Here is a 15,922-nt window from a genome sequence, read left to right on the forward strand (position 1 = left end):
GGCGTGTACGTCGATCACCTGAGCCTGGCCGACTACCGCTCCTACCCCTCGGTGGAGGTGCCGCTGACCAGTGGGGTGACCACCTTCGTCGGCGCCAACGGGCAGGGCAAGACCAACCTGGTCGAGGCGGTGGAATACCTGTCCACAATGTCCTCGCACCGGGTGTCCTCGGAGATCCCGCTGGTCCGTGCGGGCTGCGAGCGGGCGATCGTGCGGGCGGGGGTACGCGCGGGTCTTGAGGACGACCGGCGGATCCTGCTGGAGATCGAGATCACTCCCGGCAAGGCCAACCGGGCCAGGCTGAACCGTTCGCCGCTGCCGCGGGCCCGGGAGATCGTCGGCATGCTGCGGACCGTGGTGTTCTCGCCCGAGGATCTGGCCATCGTCAAGGGGGATCCGGCTGAGCGGCGGCACTTCCTGGACGCGCTGGTGGTGAACCGGTGGCCGCGGATGGCCGGGGTGAAGGCCGACTATGACAAGGTGCTCAAGCAGCGCAACAGCCTGCTGAAATCCCTTGCTGGCAAGGGCAGGGTGCGGGCGGACGACCCGTACGCCGCCTCCACCCTGGAGGTGTGGGACAGCCACCTGGTGCAGGTCGGCGCCGAGCTGCTGGAGGCCCGGTTGGACACGCTGCGCGATCTGCTGCCACACACCGCGCGGGCGTACGCCGAGATCGCCCCGACCAACAACGTGGCCGCTGCGGCGTACCGCTCGGCGATGGAGATCGGCGACAGCTGGGACCGGCCCGGACTGGCCGAGGCGCTGCAGGCGCAGCTGGTCGCGCGGCGGGGGGACGAGCTGGTCCGCGGGGTGACCCTGGCCGGACCGCACCGTGACGACCTGACCCTGACGCTGGGCGAGCTTCCGGCGAAGGGGTACGCCTCGCACGGCGAGTCGTGGTCGTTCGCGCTGGCATTGAAGATCGGCGCCTTCGAGCTGCTGCGGGCCGACGGGATCGAACCGGTGCTGGTGCTCGACGACGTCTTCGCCGAGCTGGACTCCACCCGGCGGGAGCGGCTGGCCGCCGGCGTGGTGCAGGCCGAACAGCTGCTGGTGACCGCCGCCGTCGGGGCGGACGTACCCTCGATGTTGGCCGGCCAACGCTTCCAGGTCGGCGGAGGGGAGGTGCGCGTCGATGACTGATCCCGATCCCGAGCCCCCACGTTCCCTGAGCGAGCGAGGAGCGAGCGAGTCGAAGGGTCCGGCTTCCGACCTCGCCGCCGCCGCCGAGGAGCACGACCCGACCGGGGTCGACCTGGCCCGACAGATCGCTGCGCAGGTGGGTGCGGCGAGCAAGGGGGTACGCCGGCGGCGCCGCCGGGAGCGGCCCCAGGGCGTACAGTCCTCCGGCGCCCACCCCGACGACCGCGACCCACAGCTGCTCGGCCCCGCGCTGAAGGGGTTGATGCGCCAGCAGGGCTGGGACACCCAGGTGAACGTGCACCTGCTGCTGGCGAACTGGCCGGCCCTGGTCGGCAGCATCAACGCCGAGCACTCCCAGCCCGAGGCGTACGCCGACCAGGTGCTCACGATCCGCGCCGAGTCGACCACCTGGGCCACCCAGCTGCGCCTGTTCGCCCCGCAGCTGGTCGCCCGGCTGAACGACGAGCTCGGCCAGGGCACCGTCACTCGGGTCAACGTGATCGGCCCCACCGCCCCCAGCTGGAAGCACGGCCGCCGCTCGGTGAAGGGCCGCGGCCCCCGCGACACCTACGGCTGAGGTGCCGGCCACGACATGATCATGACGGATCTGGGGTTGTTTTCGCACTGTGAGAAAACGACCCCGATCTGGTCATGATCATTACGTAGTGGCTACCGGCCGGTGCTGGCCAGGCCACCGGAGTGCTCGGGAGTGGATCCCGTGGGCCCGGCCGGGTAGCCGCCCCCGCCCGAGCGGGCACCGGCGGGGGGCTGCGGGTTGCCGGCTGGGGCCATCTTCGGACCCTCGGCCTCGACGCCGGGTTGCTTGTCGGCGGCGTAGTCCGGTACCTCCTCGGCGGGTGCGTCCGGGGCCACCTCGGGCGGAGCCGGCTCGGTGGTGGGCGGAGGAGTGGTCACCCGCGGGGTCGCGCTGCGCGTGGGTTCGGGTTTGGCGGTGGTCCGCGTGGGTTCCGGTTTGGCGGTGGTGCGGGTCCCCGTCGGCTCGGGTCTGGTGCTGGTCCGCGTCGGTTCGGGTTTGGCGGTCGTCCTCGTGGGCTCGGGTTTGGCCGTGGTGCGGGTCTTGGTCGGCTCGGGCTTGGCGGTGGCGGTCCTGGTCTTCGTCGGCGTCGGCGTCTTCGTGGTCGGCTTGGGCGTCGGCTTCGGGGTCGCCTTCTTCGGGCAGTTCTGGGACACCACGGTGCCCGTCGGGTAGGGGAACGACTTCCCGTTGAACGTCGCCTTCACCACGTTGCCCGGATAGCCGGAGCCGTGGCGTACCTCGTAGTGCAGGTGCGCGCCCATGTTCGGGATCTGCGCGGTGGTGTTGCCGGAGCTGCCGATCCGCTGACCCTGCTTCACCTGCTGACCCACCTTGACGCTGATCTTGTCCAGGTGCGCGTAGTAGCTCTCCCAGCCGCCGCCGTGGTCGATCACGATCAGTTTCCCGTAGCCGTTGGAGTGTTGGAAGGAGGCGATCGACACCCGGCCACCGGCGGTGGCCAGCACCGGCACCCCGACCGGGGTCTGGAAGTCGATCTCCTCCCCACCCGCGTGCCGGCTCGAGGAGGACGCGTCCCCGTACCACTTCGCCGCGCACAGGAACGGCGCCTGGAACTTCGGCGCGGTCGCCGCGAAGGCCGCGGGTACGCCGATGAGCCCCAGCAGCAGTGCGGCGAGCACCGCGGGGATCCAGAACCTGCGCATCATCGACCTCCGGGAGTGTGGTGACTCGACGACGGTAGGTCCGCGCGGTGCCCCGGAGGAGGCCTGAGCCTCGGGAAGGTTCCGTACCTTCGCGGAGGGCGAGCCGCGCTGAAACTACGATGCATTCCGATGGGCACTGCACGGCGGGAGTTCTGGGGCCACCTGACCCAGCTGTCGGCGGACACCTGGCGAGTCTTCCGCCGGCTGTTCCCGCAGCTGGTCGCGCTCCAGTTGCTCGGCTGGCTCGGCTACGGCGCCTGTCTGCGGATCGCCGCCTCGCTGGTGGAGTGGTCGGCCTGGGCGTCGCTGGTGGTGTTCTCGATCGGCTTCGTCGCCGTGCTCACCGCGGTGGTGCTGCAGCTGCGGCTGGTCGGCGCCGAGCTGGGCGTACGCCAGGTGCTTCCCGAGGGCGCCCCGAACGACGACCGCGACGAATCGGTACCACGGCTGCTCGCCCTGACGCTGCTGCCCTTCCTCGGCATCTACGCCGCCTTCGGCTACGTCCAGGAGCGCGCGCACGAGCTGGTTGTCGCCTCCCTCACCCAGACCGGGGTGCTCAGCAGCCTGAAAATCTTGAATCAGCTGCAACCGTCGACCCGGACCCAGATCATCACCGTGATCGCGGTCGTCACCGGCGCCTACGCCGTACGCCGCGGGCTCGACCTGTTGCACGAGTTCACCGACCGCCGCATCCTCGGCCTGGCCGCCGCCTTCGTCGAGGCGTTCTTCATGCTCAGCCTGATCCTCGCCGGCGGAAACCTGATCACCTACCTCAAGAACTGGTTCACCGACCGGGTGCTGGCGCAGTGGGTGGACAGCTGGGTCGAGGGCCTCTCCAACGCGGCCGCGCTGATCAAGATCAACCTCCCCGCGGTGATCCTCGCAGTCGGCAACTTTCTGAACGAGAACCTTTTCCCGTTCCTGTTCAAGGTCGTGTCCGAACCGATCGCCTGGCTGGCCGTCGCCGCCCTGATCTACGGCTCGCACGTGCTGTCGGTCGCCGAGCTGTGGCGCAAGGGCGAGCCCCCCTCGCGCGCCGTTGCCAAGCTCGCCGAGCGGGATCGCCGGCACCGGGCCCGGCGCAGCTCCGGGATCGGCCGCCGGGCCTGGCTGGAGTTCCAGGAAGTGTTCCTCGGCGACATCGACGACAAGTACGTGCCGACCCTGCAGTCGTTGCGGCTGGTGCTGCGCACCGGCGTGCTCTTCCTGGCCGCCTTCGTCGTCGCCCACCTGGTCGTCGTCCGACTCGAGGACCTCTTCGCCTACGGCGTGCAGTCGCTGATCGGCGGCCAGCAGACCGAGTTCTGGTACACGTGGGGGCCGTTGGTCGACCTCACCCGCGAGGTGCCGTTCCAGCCGCTGCGGGTCTGCCTGCTCGGGGTGGCCTTCGCCGCCTGCCTGGCCCGATTCCGGGCGGTGGCCGAGGCCGCGGAGACCGGGCAGATCGAGACCCCCGAAACCGCCATCCCCGAGCGAGAAGGAACCTCCGCATGACCCGGCGTACCCGGCCCTTCCGCTGGTCGATCCCGCTGGCCGTGCTGATCCTGGTGCTCACCGGAGCCCTCGACGGGGTGCTGCTCAAGACCCTCGGCAAGGACGCCCCCGAGAACGACGACTTCCAGGACGTGGCGGTGGCCCTCGGCGAAACCAGCGAGATCGCCGGCGTTCGCCTCCGGGTCGACCGGCTGGAGTCGGCGTACGCCCTGCACAAGACCTCCGGCGTCGTCGACCGACCGACCCGCAGCACCGGCATCTTCCTGGTGTTCACGGTGACCGCCGAGGGGTACGCCATCGACAACCTGCACAGCATCAACGGCGACGTCTCGTACGCCGGGCTGACGGCCGAGGCGACCGGTCAGGTACAACCGAAACCGGGCACCGCGGAGACGGCCCGGCTGCACGCCGAGTTGGACCCGCAACGCCTGCAGGGGGCGAAACTGCGGCTGTGGCAGTACGAGAACACGTTCCGCTACCGCCGCCGGCTGGTGGTGGACCTGGGGATCGACGCCCAGCGCGCGGCCGAGCTCACCGGCGTACCGAGAGACAAGGCGTACACCCTGCCCCGGCCCGAGATCCGGGGGCTCGAGTGAGCCCCGCGACCCGGGTCGGCGGCGGTCGCCCACGCAACCGGCTGCGCGCGTGGCTCGCCCTGTGGTGTGTGTGCATGCTCGCCGCCGTCTATGTCGCCGGCTGGGCGTTCTGGTCCTACACGCATCAGAACCTGCGGTTCGTGCAGCTCCCGCCCGGGGAGTCGGCGGTGACCGGCAAGGGGTCCCCGTTCCGGGTGCTGTCGATCAACCAGGCGCGCAGCGTGCCGGTGAAATATGGCAAGCCGGTCGAGGCCAGCCCGGGGATGACGTTCGTGCTGGTGCGCTTCGAGGTCACCCGGGTCGACCCCAAGGACTACTGCCTGCTCAACCTGGCGGGCGCCGATCGGGTGTTCTACGAGTACACCACCCGGGTCTCCGGCCGGCCGTTGAACCAGTTCTGTCAGGAGTGGCCGACCAACGTGGCCACCGAGGGTGAAGTGATCTATGAGGTGCCGCTGAGCCGGGTGAACCAGATCGCCGGGGTGTACGCCTCGGACCAGCGGGACTGGCGGACGCGGCATCTGGTCGCCTCCCCGCCCCGTTGAGCCGTTCAGTTGGCCTTCTCATCGGGCAGCCGGGTGACCGGACACCAGAATGTGAGGACGGTGCGTCCGTTGCCCCACGCCTTCACGTCGACGGACACCTGATCGTCCTCCTGCCGATACTTCTGCTCCCACAGACCGGCCTGCAGCAGTCCGGTCGGCTGCCAGCTGCCCGGGAGGGTGCCCTCGAGGGTCACCGGTACGCCGGTCAACCCGGGATCCAGCTGCGAGGTCGCGGGGACCGAACCGGTATGCCCGAACTTCAGATCCGCCGGATAGCGTCCGCCGCGGGCGGTCACCAGCATCCCCACCTTGTAGAGGAAGACGCTCTCCTTGAGCTTGCTGGTCGCGGACCCGCGGGCGACGACGGTCCACTTGTCGAAGTCGTCCTCGCGGTACCTGCTCTTCGGGGTCCAGGTGATCTCGACGGTGTTCAGGGTGATCGTCATCGGCCCGGCGTCGATCTGCTGGCCGGCGGCATAGCTGCGCACCTTGTCCCCGCGCTGTGCCAGCCCGCCGGCGGTCCAGACGGTACCGATCACCAGCAGCAGCACCGACACCACGACCAGGAACTTCAGGCTGGCCGACCACTCCCGCTGGCCCGGGGTCGGCGGACGCCAGCCGCGATCCAGCGGCTCGTGGTCCAGCCGGATCGTGGGCAGATGTTCAGCCCCTCGCACCGAGCACACCTCCTAGCGGGTCTCTGGCCCGACCTTATCGGGGCGGCCGGGTCGCGCGCGGACTGGCCGATCGGATGAAATCGCGTCTGCCGCGCCCGGTGCCGGGAGCAGTATCCCGATGCGGAGACGGGGGGTGAGGCGCTCTCGCCGACCCTCACGGGCCGCAGAACGCGTCCGCGGACGGCCAACCCCCTGCGAAATGCGGGTTTCGTCGGGGGAGACCGGTAGACTCGGAGGGTCGAGGAGATAGGAGACCCATGACGGACATCCCTGACGAGGTGCCGGCGCCGGATGCCGACCCGGGTATCACTCCCGAGCAGGCGGCCAAGGTCGAGGAGAAGGCCGAGGCGCAGAAACGGCACCTGGTGGATGCGGGGGTCTATGACGCGTCGGCGATCACCGTGCTCGAGGGGCTCGAGGCGGTCCGCAAGCGCCCGGGCATGTACATCGGCTCGACCGGTGAGCGCGGCCTGCACCACCTGGTCCAGGAGATCGTGGACAACGCGGTCGACGAGGCGCTGGCGGGTTACTGCGACACGATCGACGTGCGCATCCTGCCCGACGGCGGGATCAGCGTGATCGACAACGGTCGCGGCATCCCGGTCGAGGTGCACCCGACCAAGGGCATCCCGACGGTCACCCTGGTGCTGACCGAGCTGCACGCCGGCGGTAAGTTCGGCGACGGCGGCTACAAGGTGTCCGGCGGCCTGCACGGGGTCGGTGCCTCGGTGGTGAACGCGCTGTCCGACCGGCTCACCGTCGAGGTCAGCCGGGATGGGCACGTCTGGTCGCAGAGCTTCCACCTCGGCGTACCCACCGGAGAGCTCGAGCGGGGCGAGAAGACCGACCAGACCGGCACGAAGGTCACCTTCCACGCCAGCGGCGACATCTTCGAGACCACCGACTACTCCTACGAGACCCTGGCCACCCGGTTTCGGGAGATGGCGTTCCTGAACAAGGGGCTGACCATCAAGATCACCGACGAGCGGCCCAGCCACGTCGATGAGGAGGGCAAGGCGCACACGGCCACCTATCGCTATGACGACGGGCTGATCGACTACGTCAAATACCTCACCCGGGGCAAGGAGACGATCAACCCGACGGTGATCGACGTCGAGGCGGAGAACGTCGACGACGGGTTGTCGGTCGAGCTGGCGATGCAGTGGACGACCGCCTACACCGAGTCGGTGCACACGTTCGCCAACACGATCAACACCCACGAGGGCGGTACCCACGAGGAGGGGTTCCGCGCCGCGCTGACCAACACGGTCAACAAGTGGGGCGAGACCTGGGGCCTGGTCAAGAAGGCCGAGGACCGGGTCAAGGGCGAGGACATCCGCGAGGGGCTGACCGCGATCATCTCGGTCAAGCTGTCCGAGCCGCAGTTCGAGGGCCAGACCAAGACCAAGCTCGGCAACACCGAGGCGCGCTCGTTCGTGCAGAAGGTGGTCAACGACAAGCTGTCCGACTGGTTCGAGGAGAACCCGGCCGAGGGCAAGCTGATCGTGCGCAAGGCGCAGGACGCCGCGACCGCCCGGCAGGCGGCGCGCAAGGCGCGCGACCTGGCCCGCAACCGCAAGGGTCTGCTCGGCGGCGGCGGGCTGCCCGGCAAGCTGGCCGACTGCCAGTCGACCAAGCCCGAGGAGTGCGAGGTGTTCATCGTCGAGGGTGACTCGGCGGGCGGCTCGGCCAAGGGTGGGCGCGATCCCAGGATCCAGGCGATCCTGCCGATCCGCGGCAAGATCCTCAACGTCGAGAAGGCGCGGATCGACAAGATCCTGCAGAACAAGGAGGTCGAGGCGATCATCAACGCCCTCGGCACCGGCGTGCAGGAGGACTTCGACATCGCCAAGCTGCGCTATCACAAGATCGTGCTGATGGCCGACGCCGATGTCGACGGTGCCCACATCCGGACGCTGCTGTTGACCCTGCTGTTCCGGTTCATGAAGCCGCTGGTGGACGCCGGCCACGTCTATCTGGCCCAGCCGCCGCTGTTCCGTCTGCGCTGGACCAACGCCCCGCATGAGCTGGCATACAACGACGCCGAGCGCGACGCGTTGCGGGACAAGGGATTCGCCGAGGGCAAGAAGCTGCCCAATGTGAACCCGATCCAGCGCTACAAGGGTCTGGGTGAGATGAACCCCGACGACCTGTGGGAGACCACGATGGATCCCGACGGGCGGATCCTGCTCCAGGTCACCCTGGAGGACGCCGCCCGCGCCGATGAGATGTTTTCGATCCTGATGGGCGAGGACGTAGAGCAGCGTCGGCACTTCATCCAACGCAACGCCAAAGACGTGCGCTTCCTGGACATCTAGTCGTACGCCGCCCGCGGCAGCTCTCACGGTCTACGGCAGGATTCGGGGTGCAGCCGGATGAATCCTTGCTGGCGTTAATCGCGCGCGCCCGCAGATCTCCGGTCCCATCGGTTCACGCCTGCCCACCTTCCCGGGCGAGCGGGGCCCCGTGCGAAATGGTCATGGAATTGCGCGGGAGTCCGCGGTCTTGTGCTCACAGGTGCAGGGTTTCCAGGAGCGCCGCCCGGGCGTCGTCGTAGCTCATCGCCGGCATCGCGACCATCCACTCGAGTCCCGTCATCAGGGTGGCGCCGACGAGAGCCGCGGCCCATAGTCCGGCGCGCTCGCGGTGATCTTCGCCGTGCTCGGCAACGTAGTCCTCGACCAGGCCGCTGAGCATCAGTCCCCGCCACTGCCTGGTCGTCTCCGACCAAGAGCGGTCCACGCGGAAGGTCTCGTTGACCATCAGTTGTGCCGCGTTCGGATGCGCGTGCACCTCCCGCAACAGGTTGGCCACCGTCTCCCGGCGCAGTTCGCGGCCGGAAAGCCCATGTGTCGCCTCGGCGAGGTTGGTGGCCAGTCGTTGGATGCTGCGCTGCATCAGCGCCTCGACGACGCCGTTCTTGGAACCGAAGTTGTAGAACACGCTGCCCTTCGCCGTCCCCGCCCGCGCGGCGATCTCGTCGACGGACGTCGCCGACACCCCCTGGGCGGCGAACAGTTCGGTGGCGGCGTTGAGGACCGCCTCACGTGTTTCGGTACGCCGCGCGGTGCGGCCGTCGACCCGGTTCTCGTCCATGACGCTCCTCCTCCCGGTGCGGTCCCGACGCAGTACCCGACCCGTTGATCGGCTGCTGGCACCCTAACCGGCCAATCCGCGACCGCCTTGATACCGCCGCACGGCAATGCTAACTTGTATCTGTACTGACCGGTCAGTCCTAAAAGATGGAAGGGAGTCCATGATGCATAGGATTCAACGGGTCACGGTGCTGGGAGCCGGAGTGCTCGGTGCCCAGATCGCCTACCAGGCGGCGTACAGCGGATTCGAGGTCACGACGTGGGACCTCGATAACGAGGCCCTGACCCGGGCGAGGAAACGCTTCCAGACGCTCGCGGCCACCTATCGTGACGAGGTTCCCGGCGCCGCGGATCGGGGCGACGCGAGCGGGACCATCACGCTGACCAGCGACCTCGCCGAGGCGGTGGCGCACGCCGATCTGGTGATCGAGGCCGTCCCCGAACGGCTCGACATCAAGCAGTCGACCTGGGCCAGGGTGGGTGCCCACGCCCCCGAGCACGCGATCCTGGCCAGCAACTCCTCGACACTGCTGCCTAGCGCCATGGCCGCCAGCACCGGCCGACCCGAGCGGTTCCTGGCGCTGCACTTCGCCAACCAGATCTGGCTGCACAACACCGCCGAGGTGATGGGTACCCCGCAGACCGATCCCGAGGTGTACGCGAGCGCGGTGGCCTTCGCCCGGGAGATGGGGATGGTCCCGATCGAGATCCACAAGGAACAACCCGGCTACGTGCTCAACTCCCTGTTGGTGCCCTTCCTGACGGCGGCGGCCGACCTCGTGGTGCGGGGGGTGGCCGAACCCCGGGCGATCGATCAGACCTGGAAGATCGGCACCGGCTCCCCTGTCGGCCCCTTCGAGATCCTCGACATCGTCGGACTCACCACGCCCTACAACATCGCCCGCAACGACCCCCGCCAGGCGGCCTGGGCGGATTACCTCAAGACCAACTTCATCGACAGGGGCCGGCTCGGCCGGGATACCGGGCAGGGCTTTTACACCTACGACAGCAATCAGGAGAAGTGAAGATGTACTACAGCAGCGGCAATTACGAAGCATTCGCCCGACCCCGCAAGCCCGAGGGAGTCGACGGGCGCAAGGTCTGGTTCGTGGGCGCGGGGCTCGCCTCGTTGTCCTCGGCGGTCTTCATGATCCGCGACGGCCAACTGAAAGGTGACCAGATCACGATCCTTGAACGGATCAGCCTTCCCGGCGGTGCCCTGGACGGCATTCGCAAGCCCAGCAAGGGTTTTGTGCTGCGGGGTGGGCGCGAGATGGAGGACCACATGGAGTGTCTGTGGGACTGCTTCCGCACGATCCCCTCGCTGGAGGTCGAGGGCGCCTCGGTGCTGGATGAGTTCTATTGGCTCAACAAGGACGACCCCAACCACAGCCTGTGCCGCCAGACCGAGCAGCAGGGTCAGCGGGTCGACAGCGACGGCCGGTTCACCCTGTCCAAGAAGGCACAACGCGAACTGACCCACGTCTTCATGGCTCCGCGCGAGGAGATGGAGGGCAAGCGGATCAACGAGGTCTTCGGCCGCGACTTCCTGGACAGCAACTTCTGGCTCTACTGGCGCACCATGTTCGCCTTCGAGGAGTGGCACAGCGCCCTGGAGATGAAGCTCTACCTGCACCGGTTCGTCCATCACGTCGGTGGACTGCCGGACTTCTCGGCGTTGAAGTTCACAAAGTTCAACCAGTACGAGTCAATGGTGCTGCCGATGACCCGCTGGCTGATGGATCAGGGTGTCACCTTCACCTTCGACACCGAGGTCACCGACGTGGACTTCGTCACCGAGGGCACGAGCAAGCGGGCCACCCGCATTCACTGGGTGCAGGGCGGCGAGCCCGGTGGTGTTGACCTGACCGAGAACGACCTCGTCCTGATGACGATCGGCTCGCTGGTCGACAACAGCGACGACGGTGATCAGCACACCCCCGCCAAGCTCAACACCGGACCGGCGCCGGCCTGGGATCTGTGGAAAACCTTGGCCGCCAAGGATCCCGCGTTTGGGCGGCCTGAGGTCTTCTGCTCCAACATCGATGAGACCAAGTGGGAGTCGGCCACCGTCACCACCCTCGATGAGCGGATTCCGGCGTACATCGAGAAGATCTGCCAGCGTGACCCGTTCAGCGGTCGCACCGTGACCGGCGGCATCGTGACCGCGCGGGATTCGTCGTGGCTGTTGAGCTGGACGGTCAACCGGCAACCGCAGTTCAAGCATCAGGATCCGGGTCAGATCGTGGTCTGGGTCTATTCCCTGTTCGTGGATCGCCCCGGCGACTACATCAAGAAGCCGATGCAGGACTGCACCGGTGAGGAGATCATCGCCGAATGGCTCTATCACATGGGCGTTCCGGTCGATGAGATCCCCGAGCTCGCCGCGAACGCGGCCACCTGTGTGCCGGTGATGATGCCCTACATCACCTCGTTCTTCATGCCGCGGCGGGCGGGCGATCGCCCCGCCGTGGTGCCGCAGGGAGCCCAGAACTTCGCGTTCATCGGCCAGTTCGCCGAGACGACCCGGGACTGCATCTTCACCACCGAGTATTCGGTGCGGACTGGGATGGAGGCCGCCTATCAACTGCTTGGCATCGACCGCGGGGTGCCCGAGGTCTTCGGCTCGACCTACGACGTGCGCGCCCTGCTCAACGCGGCGCACGAACTGCGTGACGGGTCGGCCCTCGATGACAGGGCCCCCGGGGTGCTGCAACGGCGGATCAGGTCGAGGCTCAGCCACAGCGAGATCGGGCAGCTCCTGCAGAAGGTGGGCCTGATCTAGTTTCCAGACGTCGGATCCGGTGTCCACCCGGGACGGGGGTCGCTCGCGACCCCCGTCATCGTGTCCGCGTGTGGGCGCCGGCTCAGGCGGAGTAGCCCTTCCGCGGTATCAGCGTGGTCAGCCGCTCCAGGCTCAGCCAGTAGTGGTGGTGGCCGTTGAAGTTCGCCGGATCGACGATGTACGCCTGACGCAGGTCCGGGTTGTACTCGACGATGGCGAAGTTTGGAAGAGGGTCTCGTACGGCGGAAAACCGGGCGGTTGGTTGGCGGGCGGGGCCACGATGTTGGCCACCAGTCCATAGCCACGGTCGACGTCATAGTCGATGTCGGCTGCCAGGTCGGCCTGGCTGGGAGCGCCGGTGCGACACGAGATGGCGATCCGGCTCGCGGTCGCACCGCAGCAGTTGCCGGCCTCCTGGGTCTGGCAGTCGTGCGGAAGCACCTTCCAGTTGGCCGCCTGTGCGGGGGCCCGCGGCCGCGAGCACGCCGGCGATACCTGCCGCTGCGATGCCGGCGCCGACCAGGAAGGACCTACGGGTGCTGTCATGTTGTTTCCTCCGGGGGGGGGAGTGAGTTCTCCCACCGTTGCAACGGGGCCTGGATCCGACACCCTGGGGCCGGGCAACCTTCCGGTTGGTCGGCTCGCGGATCCACGGCGGCGCGCCGAGCCCGCCGACCCGCCGCCGCTGAGGCGTACCCGTTGGGGGATAACCGATAGAATCGACGGGATTGGCCAAAGTCCAGACGCGCTGCGCCCCGGCCGGGCGCCCAGTGAGGATCCTCGATGACAGACACCCCGGACGAACCGACGAGCGACGCCGAGTCGACGGTCGACGAGATCTTGCCGCCGGAGAAGGGCACCACTGAGCCCATCGACCTGCAGGTCGAGATCCAGCGCTCCTATCTCGACTATGCGATGAGCGTGATCGTCGGGCGGGCGCTGCCCGACGTCAAGGACGGTCTGAAGCCGGTACATCGACGGGTGCTGTACGCGATGTACGACGGCGGCTACCGCCCCGATCGCGGCTGGAACAAGTGCTCCCGGATCGTCGGTGAGGTGATGGGTCTCTACCACCCCCACGGCGACTCGGCGATCTATGACACCCTGGTCCGGCTGGCCCAGCCGTGGGTGATGCGCGCCCCGCTGGTCTCCTCCCAGGGCAACTTCGGCTCGCCGGGCAACGACAAGGCCGCGGCGATGCGATACACCGAGTGCAAGATGGCGCCGCTGGCCATGGAGATGGTGCGCGACATCGACGAGGACACCGTCGACTTCAAGCCCAACTATGACAACCGCGAGCAGGAGCCGGTGGTCCTGCCCAGCCGGTTCCCGAATCTGCTCGTCAACGGCTCCACCGGTATCGCCGTCGGCATGGCCACCAACATCCCCACGCACAACCTGCGCGAGGTCGCCGAGGCCGTGCAGTGGAGCCTGGAGCAGCCCGAGGCCAGCCCCGAGGAACTGCTCGAGGCCGCGATCGAGCGGGTCAAGGGCCCCGACTTCCCCAACGGCGCGCTGATCGTCGGGCGCAAGGGCATCGAGGACGCCTATCGCACCGGCCGCGGCTCGGTCACCATGCGCGCGGTGATCGACATCGAGGAGGACAAGGGCGGCCGTCAGCTGCTCGTCGTCACCGAGCTGCCGCACATGTGCAACCCGGACAACCTGGCGCTCAAGATCGCCGAACTGGTCAACTCCGGGCGACTGCAGGGCATCGCCGACATCCGCGACGACACCTCCGCCCGCACCGGCCAGCGCCTGGTCATCGTGCTCAAGCGCGACGCCCAGCCGCGGGTGGTCATGAACAACCTCTACAAGCACACCCAGCTGCAGGACACGTTCGGCTGCAACATGCTGGCCCTGGTCGACGACGTGCCGCGGACGCTGCGGCTGGACCAGTTCATCTCCTACTGGATCTCCCACCAGCTCGACGTGATCCGGCGCCGCACCCAGTATCGGCTGAACAAGGCCGAGGAGCAGGCGCACATCTATCGCGGCCTGGTCAAGGCGCTGGACGCCCTCGACGAGGTGATCGCGCTGATCCGGCGTTCGCCGTCGACCGAGGAGGCGCGCGAGGGGCTGAAGGAGCTGCTCGACATCGACGACGTCCAGGCGACCGCGATCCTGGACATGCAGCTCCGCCGGCTGGCGGCCCTGGAGCGGCAGAAGATAATCGACACCCTGGCCGAGATCGAGAGGCGGATCGCCGAGCTGAAGGCGATCCTGGCCTCCGAGGCCCGCCAGCGTGAGATCATCGGCGCGGAGCTCGCCGAGATTGTCGACAAGTACGGCGACGACCGGCGTACCCGGATCATCTCCGCCGACGGTGACCTGTCCGACGAGGACTTCATCCCCGACGAGGACGTGGTGGTCACGATCACCCAGGGCGGGTACGCCAAGCGCACCCGGACCGACCTGTATCGGGTGCAGAAGCGCGGCGGCCGAGGCGTACGCGGGGCCTCGCTGCGGGCCGACGACGAGGTTGCGCACCTGTTCGCGACCTCCAACCACCACTGGATCCTGTTCTTCACCAACATGGGCCGGGTCTATCGGGCCAAGGTGTGGCAACTGCCCGAGGGCGGCCGGGACGCCCGCGGCTCGCACGTGGCGGGGCTGCTCAGCTTCCTGCCGGATGAGAAGATCGCCCAGGTGCTGGCGATCCGCGGCTATGACGACGCCGAATATCTGCTGCTGGCGACCAAGCGGGGTCTGGTCAAGAAGACCGCGCTGACGGCGTACGACTCGCCGCGTCAGGCCGGCGTGATCGCGGTCAACTTCCGCGAGGACGACGACGAGCTGATCGGTGCCGGGCTGGTCTCGCCCGAGGACGACGTGCTGCTGATCTCGGCCAAGGGTCAGTCGATCCGCTTCCAGGCCGACGACGCGCAGCTGCGCCCGATGGGCCGGGCCACCTCCGGGGTGACCGGGATGAAGTTCCGGGACGGCGACGAGCTGCTGTCGATGGCGGTGATCGACGCCGACCTGCCCGAGGAAGACCGCTATGTGTTCACGGTGACCGACGGCGGGTACGCCAAGCGGACCAAGGTCAGCGACTATCGCCAGCAGGGCCGCGGCGGCCTGGGTATCAAGGCGATGCGGCTGAACGAGGACCGCGGGCGCCTGGTCGGCGGCCTGGTGGTCACCGAGCAGGATGAGATCATCGCGATCAAACTGAGCGGGCAGATCACCCGCAGCAGTGTCGCCGAGGTTCCGGTCAAGGGACGTGACACGATGGGCGTCAAGTTCGTCGGGGTCAAGGGCGATGACGCGGTATCGCTGATCGCGCTCAACCCGGAGGAGCAGGTCGCCGCCGAAGCCGAGGCCGTGGAGGCCGCGAAGTCATCCGACGACGCGGAGTCGACCGAGGTTGCTGTGACCGGGCATGATGGGACGCCGGACGAGGTAGACGCCGCTGAGGCGGAGGAGGACAACCGTGAGTGATCCGCAGGGCCCGGGCGCGAGGCCCCGAGGTGGTCAGTCGGACGCCGAGCAGACCGTGATCCGGGGTCAGCAGGACTTCTATAGCGGCGACAACCCCTCCGGCGGTGCCCCGTCCCGCGCTGATCGGCTGATGGGTCGGGTTCGCGGGGCGGGTTCTCCGAGTGCTCCGGGTGGCCAGGGTCAGTCCGCGGGCGGGCCGGGCGGCGCGGGTGCTCAGCAGCAGCCTCCGGCCCAGGCACCGCAGCGGGCCGCCGGGCAGCCGGGCCAGGAGCAGGCGCCGGCCCAGCCGTCGCGGGCGGCTCAGCCTTCTCGCGCGGCCCAGCAGCCTGCGGGTACGCCGGCCAGCGCGTCGGGTACGCCGGGGCGCCAGATCTTCCGTCCCGGACACGAAGCCGGTGCGAAGGGTGCCGCGGGTACGGGTGCCGCGGGTGCTGGGGCCGCTGGC

11 protein-coding genes and 2 pseudogenes are annotated in these 15,922 nt (G+C 68.4%); 10 read left to right on the forward strand and 3 right to left on the reverse strand.

Features of this window, described 5'->3' with window-relative positions; all coding sequences use genetic code 11:
* Positions 1–3: 3 nt before the first annotated feature.
* Together recF and CGZ93_RS02510 are read left to right on the forward strand one after the other, a co-directional pair.
* Positions 4–1,143, forward strand: coding sequence for a DNA replication/repair protein RecF (recF, locus tag CGZ93_RS02505; protein WP_094362539.1), 1,140 nt, complete (start codon positions 4–6; stop codon positions 1,141–1,143).
* A complete protein-coding gene (locus CGZ93_RS02510) occupies positions 1,136–1,720 on the forward strand; it encodes a DUF721 domain-containing protein (RefSeq protein WP_094362540.1) in 585 nt (194 codons plus the stop codon). The genes recF and CGZ93_RS02510 overlap by 8 nt, the downstream gene beginning before the upstream one ends.
* Positions 1,721–1,812: 92 nt before the next feature.
* On the opposite strand, the gene CGZ93_RS02515 is transcribed toward CGZ93_RS02510, so the two are convergent.
* Positions 1,813–2,847 (reverse strand): M23 family metallopeptidase, encoded by a 1,035-nt coding sequence (locus CGZ93_RS02515; protein ID WP_094362541.1) that lies wholly within the window; start codon positions 2,845–2,847, stop codon positions 1,813–1,815.
* Positions 2,848–2,973: 126 nt separating this feature from the next.
* Here CGZ93_RS02515 and CGZ93_RS02520 point away from each other — a divergent pair, with 126 nt between their 5' ends.
* The 3 genes from CGZ93_RS02520 to CGZ93_RS02530 are packed head-to-tail and all read left to right on the forward strand — an operon-like array spanning position 2,974 to position 5,479.
* Positions 2,974–4,338 carry a hypothetical protein gene (locus CGZ93_RS02520; protein WP_094362542.1) on the forward strand — a complete coding sequence of 455 codons (1,365 nt, stop codon included), beginning with the start codon at positions 2,974–2,976 and terminating at the stop codon, positions 4,336–4,338.
* Complete coding sequence (locus CGZ93_RS02525) at positions 4,335–4,934, forward strand: hypothetical protein (protein ID WP_094362543.1); 600 nt, start codon at positions 4,335–4,337, stop codon at positions 4,932–4,934. Before CGZ93_RS02520 ends, CGZ93_RS02525 begins: the two co-directional genes overlap by 4 nt.
* Positions 4,931–5,479 carry a hypothetical protein gene (locus tag CGZ93_RS02530; RefSeq protein ID WP_094362544.1) on the forward strand — a complete coding sequence of 183 codons (549 nt, stop codon included), beginning with the start codon at positions 4,931–4,933 and terminating at the stop codon, positions 5,477–5,479. Before CGZ93_RS02525 ends, CGZ93_RS02530 begins: the two co-directional genes overlap by 4 nt.
* Before the next feature lie 5 nt (positions 5,480–5,484).
* Here CGZ93_RS02530 and CGZ93_RS02535 read toward each other — a convergent pair whose 3' ends face one another.
* Positions 5,485–6,156 carry a hypothetical protein gene (locus CGZ93_RS02535; protein ID WP_094362545.1) on the reverse strand — a complete coding sequence of 224 codons (672 nt, stop codon included), beginning with the start codon at positions 6,154–6,156 and terminating at the stop codon, positions 5,485–5,487.
* Positions 6,157–6,530: 374 nt separating this feature from the next.
* Between CGZ93_RS02535 and gyrB the strand changes: the two are divergent.
* Positions 6,531–8,474: pseudogene (gene gyrB / locus CGZ93_RS02540) on the forward strand (DNA topoisomerase (ATP-hydrolyzing) subunit B); the annotation flags it as partial.
* A 193-nt stretch (positions 8,475–8,667) separates the two neighbouring features.
* Here the strand turns inward: gyrB and CGZ93_RS02545 are convergent.
* The gene (locus CGZ93_RS02545) at positions 8,668–9,252 is read right to left on the reverse strand and encodes a TetR/AcrR family transcriptional regulator (protein WP_094362547.1); all 585 of its coding nucleotides are present in this window, start codon (positions 9,250–9,252) and stop codon (positions 8,668–8,670) included.
* A gap of 160 nt (positions 9,253–9,412) precedes the next feature.
* On the opposite strand from CGZ93_RS02545, the gene CGZ93_RS02550 reads away from it, so the two are divergent.
* The 4 genes and pseudogenes from CGZ93_RS02550 to CGZ93_RS19240 form a co-directional block, all read left to right on the forward strand.
* Positions 9,413–10,276, forward strand: a complete 864-nt coding sequence (locus tag CGZ93_RS02550) for a 3-hydroxyacyl-CoA dehydrogenase (protein ID WP_094362548.1) — start codon at positions 9,413–9,415, stop codon at positions 10,274–10,276.
* A 2-nt stretch (positions 10,277–10,278) separates the two neighbouring features.
* Complete coding sequence (locus CGZ93_RS02555) at positions 10,279–12,036, forward strand: oleate hydratase (protein ID WP_094362549.1); 1,758 nt, start codon at positions 10,279–10,281, stop codon at positions 12,034–12,036.
* Between the two features lie 783 nt (positions 12,037–12,819).
* Complete coding sequence (gyrA, locus tag CGZ93_RS02560) at positions 12,820–15,477, forward strand: DNA gyrase subunit A (RefSeq protein ID WP_094362550.1); 2,658 nt, start codon at positions 12,820–12,822, stop codon at positions 15,475–15,477.
* Positions 15,470–15,922: pseudogene (locus CGZ93_RS19240) on the forward strand (hypothetical protein); the annotation flags it as partial. The gene gyrA and the pseudogene CGZ93_RS19240, both read left to right, overlap by 8 nt.

The sequence above is a fragment of the Enemella dayhoffiae genome, assembly GCF_002250625.1.
Classification (GTDB): domain Bacteria; phylum Actinomycetota; class Actinomycetes; order Propionibacteriales; family Propionibacteriaceae; genus Enemella; species Enemella dayhoffiae.